General features: G+C 51.6%; 2 tRNA genes and 3 rRNA genes. All 5 read right to left on the bottom strand.

The annotated features are described in order from the left end of the window. Positions 1-8: 8 nt before the first annotated feature. Positions 9-121: ribosomal RNA gene (gene rrf / locus ABGI63_RS25565) — 5S ribosomal RNA — on the bottom strand. Positions 122-333: 212 nt separating this feature from the next. Continuing rightward, positions 334-3,214, bottom strand: a 23S ribosomal RNA gene (locus ABGI63_RS25560). A gap of 334 nt (positions 3,215-3,548) precedes the next feature. After that, a tRNA-Ala gene (locus ABGI63_RS25555) sits at positions 3,549-3,624 on the bottom strand. A gap of 18 nt (positions 3,625-3,642) precedes the next feature. Continuing rightward, positions 3,643-3,719 (bottom strand) — tRNA-Ile (locus ABGI63_RS25550). 195 nt (positions 3,720-3,914) lie between these two features. Next, a 16S ribosomal RNA gene (locus ABGI63_RS25545) occupies positions 3,915-5,438 on the bottom strand. Together the 16S, 23S and 5S rRNA genes with 2 tRNA genes alongside form the textbook arrangement of a ribosomal RNA operon. Positions 5,439-5,677: the final 239 nt, after the last annotated feature.

The following is a 5,677-nucleotide window of genomic DNA, read 5'->3' as shown; positions in this document are numbered from 1 at the left end:
GGATATTAGCCTGACGATGACCTACTTTCACACGGGAATCCGCACTATCATCGGCGCTGAGTCATTTCACTGTCCTGTTCGGGATGGGAAGGAGTGGGACCAACTCGCTATGGTCATCAGGCTTAACTGGTTGGCTTGCTGTTCCGAGGTGAACAACAGGCCCAATTTGTAGAGCTGCGCAGTATACCAAGTTTTGGTGTACTGCGCGTCGAATCAGCTTTGTATTTTGATTGCGTTCAATTCAGACTTCTGAAGAACAGCATAACTTGTGTTTACTCAACCTGTTCTCTTTGACAGCCAAGCTTTTAAAAGCTCGAGCACAATCAAAGTTATAGGGTCAAGCCTCACGGGCAATTAGTACTGGTTAGCTTAACGCATTACTGCGCTTCCACACCCAGCCTATCAACGTCCTGGTCTCGAACGACCCTTCAGGGGGCTCAAGGCCCCGGCAAGACTCATCTTGAGACGAGTTTCCCGCTTAGATGCTTTCAGCGGTTATCTCTTCCGCACTTAGCTACTCGGCGATGCCACTGGCGTGACAACCGATACACCAGAGGTGCGTCCACTCCGGTCCTCTCGTACTAGGAGCAGGCTCTCTCAATCTTGCAGCGCCCACGGAAGATAGGGACCAAACTGTCTCACGACGTTTTAAACCCAGCTCACGTACCTCTTTAAATGGCGAACAGCCATACCCTTGGGACCGGCTACAGCCCCAGGATGAGATGAGCCGACATCGAGGTGCCAAACACCGCCGTCGATATGAACTCTTGGGCGGTATCAGCCTGTTATCCCCAGAGTACCTTTTATCCGTTGAGCGATGGCCCTTCCATACAGAACCACCGGATCACTTTGTCCTACTTTCGTACCTGCTCGACTTGTCAGTCTCGCAGTCAAGCACGCTTATGCCAATGCACTATCAACACGATTTCCGACCGTATTTAGCGTACCTTCGAACTCCTCCGTTACACTTTGGGAGGAGACCGCCCCAGTCAAACTGCCCACCATACACTGTCCCCATCCCGGATAACGGGACAAGGTTAGAACCTCAAACACACCAGGGTGGTATTTCAACGTTGGCTCCATAGAAACTAGCGTCCCTACTTCAAAGCCTCCCACCTATCCTACACAGATCTGTTCAAAGTCCAATGTAAAGCTACAGTAAAGGTTCATGGGGTCTTTCCGTCTTTCCGCGGGGAGATTGCATCATCACAAACATTTCAACTTCGCTGAGTCTCTGGAGGAGACAGTGTGGCCATCGTTACGCCATTCGTGCAGGTCGGAACTTACCCGACAAGGAATTTCGCTACCTTAGGACCGTTATAGTTACGGCCGCCGTTTACTGGGACTTCAGTCAAGAGCTTGCACCCCATCATTTAATCTTCCAGCACCGGGCAGGCGTCACACCCTATACGTCGACTTTCGTCTTTGCAGAGTGCTGTGTTTTTAATAAACAGTCGCAGCCACCGATTCTCTGCGGCCTCATTTAGCTCCCCAAGTAAATGGTTCACTGACTAGAGGCACACCTTCTTCCGAAGTTACGGTGTCAATTTGCCGAGTTCCTTCTCCAGAGTTCTCTCAAGCGCCTTAGAATACTCATCTCGCGCACCAGTGTCGGTTTGCGGTACGGTCAATCTGTAACTGAAGCTTAGTGGCTTTTCCTGGAAGCAGGGTATCACTCACTTCGTCTGCAAGCAGACTCGTTATCACGCCTCATCTAAGCTCTCCGGATTTGCCTAAAGAGCACGACTACACGCTTGAACCGGGACATCCAACACCCGGCTGAGCTAACCTTCTCCGTCCCCACATCGCATTACAGATCGGTACAGGAATATTTACCTGTTTCCCATCAGCTACGCATCTCTGCCTCGCCTTAGGGGCCGACTCACCCTACGCCGATGAACGTTGCGTAGGAAACCTTGCGCTTTCGGCGAGGGGGCTTTTCACCCCCTTTAACGCTACTCATGTCAGCATTCGCACTTCTGATACCTCCAGCAGGCTTCACAACCCACCTTCACAGGCTTACAGAACGCTCTCCTACCACGTGCAATAAATTGCACATCCGCAGCTTCGGTAACTGGCTTAGCCCCGTTACATCTTCCGCGCAGGACGACTCGATCAGTGAGCTATTACGCTTTCTTTAAATGATGGCTGCTTCTAAGCCAACATCCTGACTGTTTTAGCCTTCCCACTTCGTTTCCCACTTAGCCAATTTTGGGGACCTTAGCTGGCGGTCTGGGTTGTTTCCCTCTTGAGTCCGGACGTTAGCACCCGGTGCTCTGTCTCCCAAGCTGTACTCATCGGTATTCGGAGTTTGCAATGGTTTGGTAAGTCGCCATGACCCCCTAGCCATAACAGTGCTCTACCCCCGATGGTAATACTTGAGGCACTACCTAAATAGTTTTCGGAGAGAACCAGCTATTTCCAAGTTTGTTTAGCCTTTCACCCCTATCCACAGCTCATCCGCTAATTTTGCAACATTAGTCGGTTCGGACCTCCAGCACCTGTTACGGTACCTTCATCCTGGCCATGGATAGATCACTTGGTTTCGGGTCTACACCCAGCGACTAATTCGCCCTATTCGGACTCGATTTCTCTACGGCTTCCCTATTCGGTTAACCTCGCCACTGAATGTAAGTCGCTGACCCATTATACAAAAGGTACGCAGTCACCCTTGCGGGCTCCTACTTTTTGTATGCATGCGGTTTCAGGATCTATTTCACTCCCCTCCCGGGGTTCTTTTCGCCTTTCCCTCACGGTACTAGTTCACTATCGGTCGATTACGAGTATTTAGCCTTGGAGGATGGTCCCCCCATATTCAGACAGGATTTCACGTGTCCCGCCCTACTCTATTTGCGCTTAGTTCCACAATCAACATTTTTCATACGGGGCTATCACCCGCTATGGCCGGACTTTCCATTCCGTTCTGATATGCCAACTGCTAAAACGCAAGGGCTACTCCGATTTCGCTCGCCACTACTTTCGGAATCTCGGTTGATGTCTTTTCCTCGAGCTACTGAGATGTTTCAGTTCACCCGGTTCGCCACGCATACCTATGTATTCAGTATGCGTTACCCCTCGCGGGGTGGGTTTCCCCATTCGGAAATCTCCGGATCAAAGCTAATTTGCCAGCTCCCCGAAGCTTATCGCAGGCTATCACGTCCTTCGTCGCCTGTAATCGCCTAGGCATCCACCACATGCACTTAGTCACTTGACCCTATAACTTTGACAGCGCTGACTGCACTGTCGGTCAAGAACTCGTACAGACCCGTTTCATCGGTCCATACGTTATTGAGTATTCACGCGTTACGCCGTTCTTCATACCTAAACAATTTCTTGCTCAGTTGAAGTCTATGTTGACGCAATCAAAATGCTACTAGCGGCACGGTGCTCAATCCCCTTTACGAGATCTCGCTTTCCGCTAGCAGCGCTGATTCGACTCTACAAATTGTTAAAGAACAACAGCCAATATTGACTGACAAACCAGAACAACCACAACTCTTCTCAGCTTGTGGATACTTTGGTTTGTCAACCAGATCGTTCAGAGTGAATGGTGGAGGATGACGGGATCGAACCGACGACCCCCTGCTTGCAAAGCAGGTGCTCTCCCAGCTGAGCTAATCCCCCGGGATCTTTTCAAATCCGTGGTGGGTCTGGCTGGATTCGAACCAGCGACCCCCGCCTTATCAAGACGGTGCTCTAACCGACTGAGCTACAGACCCACGCGTTATTTCGCATGGCCCGTCTCAGTCTCGCTTGCCCCGTCTCTCACTGACCAGGCCAGCTCGGCAGGCTCACGCTTTATTCACTCTTGCAGTTGAATTACAGCCGATAAGTGTGGGCGCTTAAAAATGAGTCATGTGGATCTCGCTCATGCTCAGTCACTAGTGACTCAACCGTGGCTCGATCTCTTCTAGAAAGGAGGTGATCCAGCCGCACCTTCCGATACGGCTACCTTGTTACGACTTCACCCCAGTCACGAACCCTGCCGTGGTAATCGCCCTCCTTGCGGTTAGGCTAACTACTTCTGGCAGAACCCGCTCCCATGGTGTGACGGGCGGTGTGTACAAGACCCGGGAACGTATTCACCGCGGCAAGCTGATCCGCGATTACTAGCGATTCCGACTTCACGCAGTCGAGTTGCAGACTACGATCCGGACTACGACCGGTTTTCTGGGATTAGCTCCCCCTCGCGGGTTGGCAGCCCTCTGTACCGGCCATTGTATGACGTGTGTAGCCCTACCCATAAGGGCCATGATGACCTGACGTCATCCCCACCTTCCTCCGGTTTGTCACCGGCAGTCTCATTAGAGTGCCCTTTCGTAGCAACTAATGACAAGGGTTGCGCTCGTTGCGGGACTTAACCCAACATCTCACGACACGAGCTGACGACGGCCATGCAGCACCTGTGTTCAGATTCTCTTTCGAGCACTCCCAAATCTCTTCGGGATCTCTGACATGTCAAGGGTAGGTAAGGTTTTTCGCGTTGCATCGAATTAAACCACATCATCCACCGCTTGTGCGGGTCCCCGTCAATTCCTTTGAGTTTCAACCTTGCGGCCGTACTCCCCAGGCGGTCAACTTCACGCGTTAGCTACGTTACTGAGAAGAAACCCTCCCAACAACCAGTTGACATCGTTTAGGGCGTGGACTACCAGGGTATCTAATCCTGTTTGCTCCCCACGCTTTCGTGCATGAGCGTCAGTACAGGTCCAGGGGATTGCCTTCGCCATCGGTGTTCCTCCGCATATCTACGCATTTCACTGCTACACGCGGAATTCCATCCCCCTCTACCGTACTCTAGCCATGCAGTCACAAATGCAGTTCCCAGGTTGAGCCCGGGGATTTCACATCTGTCTTGCATAACCGCCTGCGCACGCTTTACGCCCAGTAATTCCGATTAACGCTTGCACCCTACGTATTACCGCGGCTGCTGGCACGTAGTTAGCCGGTGCTTATTCTTCAGGTACCGTCATTAGCCCGAGGTATTAACCCAGACCGTTTCTTCCCTGACAAAAGCGGTTTACAACCCGAAGGCCTTCTTCCCGCACGCGGCATGGCTGGATCAGACTTGCGTCCATTGTCCAAAATTCCCCACTGCTGCCTCCCGTAGGAGTCTGGGCCGTGTCTCAGTCCCAGTGTGGCTGGTCGTCCTCTCAGACCAGCTACAGATCGTCGCCTTGGTGGGCTTTTACCCCGCCAACTAGCTAATCTGATATCGGCCGCTCCAATTGCGCGAGGTCTTGCGATCCCCCGCTTTCACCCTCAGGTCGTATGCGGTATTAGCTGCTCTTTCGAGCAGTTATCCCCCACAACTGGGCACGTTCCGATATATTACTCACCCGTTCGCCACTCGTCAGCTTAACCTGTTACCGTTCGACTTGCATGTGTAAGGCATGCCGCCAGCGTTCAATCTGAGCCAGGATCAAACTCTACAGTTCGATCTTGATTTACTCAACGGAATCGACTTAAACCATTTGCATAGTTCAAATCTTAATTTCCGTGAGCGTTTAAAGTCTAAGAGACTTGATACTCGTCACCGAGCATCAAAACTCACCTTCAAACGCCCACGCTTATCGGCTGTGAATTATTAAAGAACTTCAAACAATCTACTCAAAACCCACCGGGCTTCTTTCCCCTGTCTGGCACCGATCAGTGATCAGCACAGAAGCGAGATTAT

Origin of the sequence: Roseateles cavernae, assembly GCF_040187885.1 — a bacterium.
GTDB lineage: Bacteria > Pseudomonadota > Gammaproteobacteria > Burkholderiales > Burkholderiaceae_C > Roseateles_E > Roseateles_E cavernae.
This window is presented reverse-complemented; position numbering and strand designations above follow the sequence as displayed.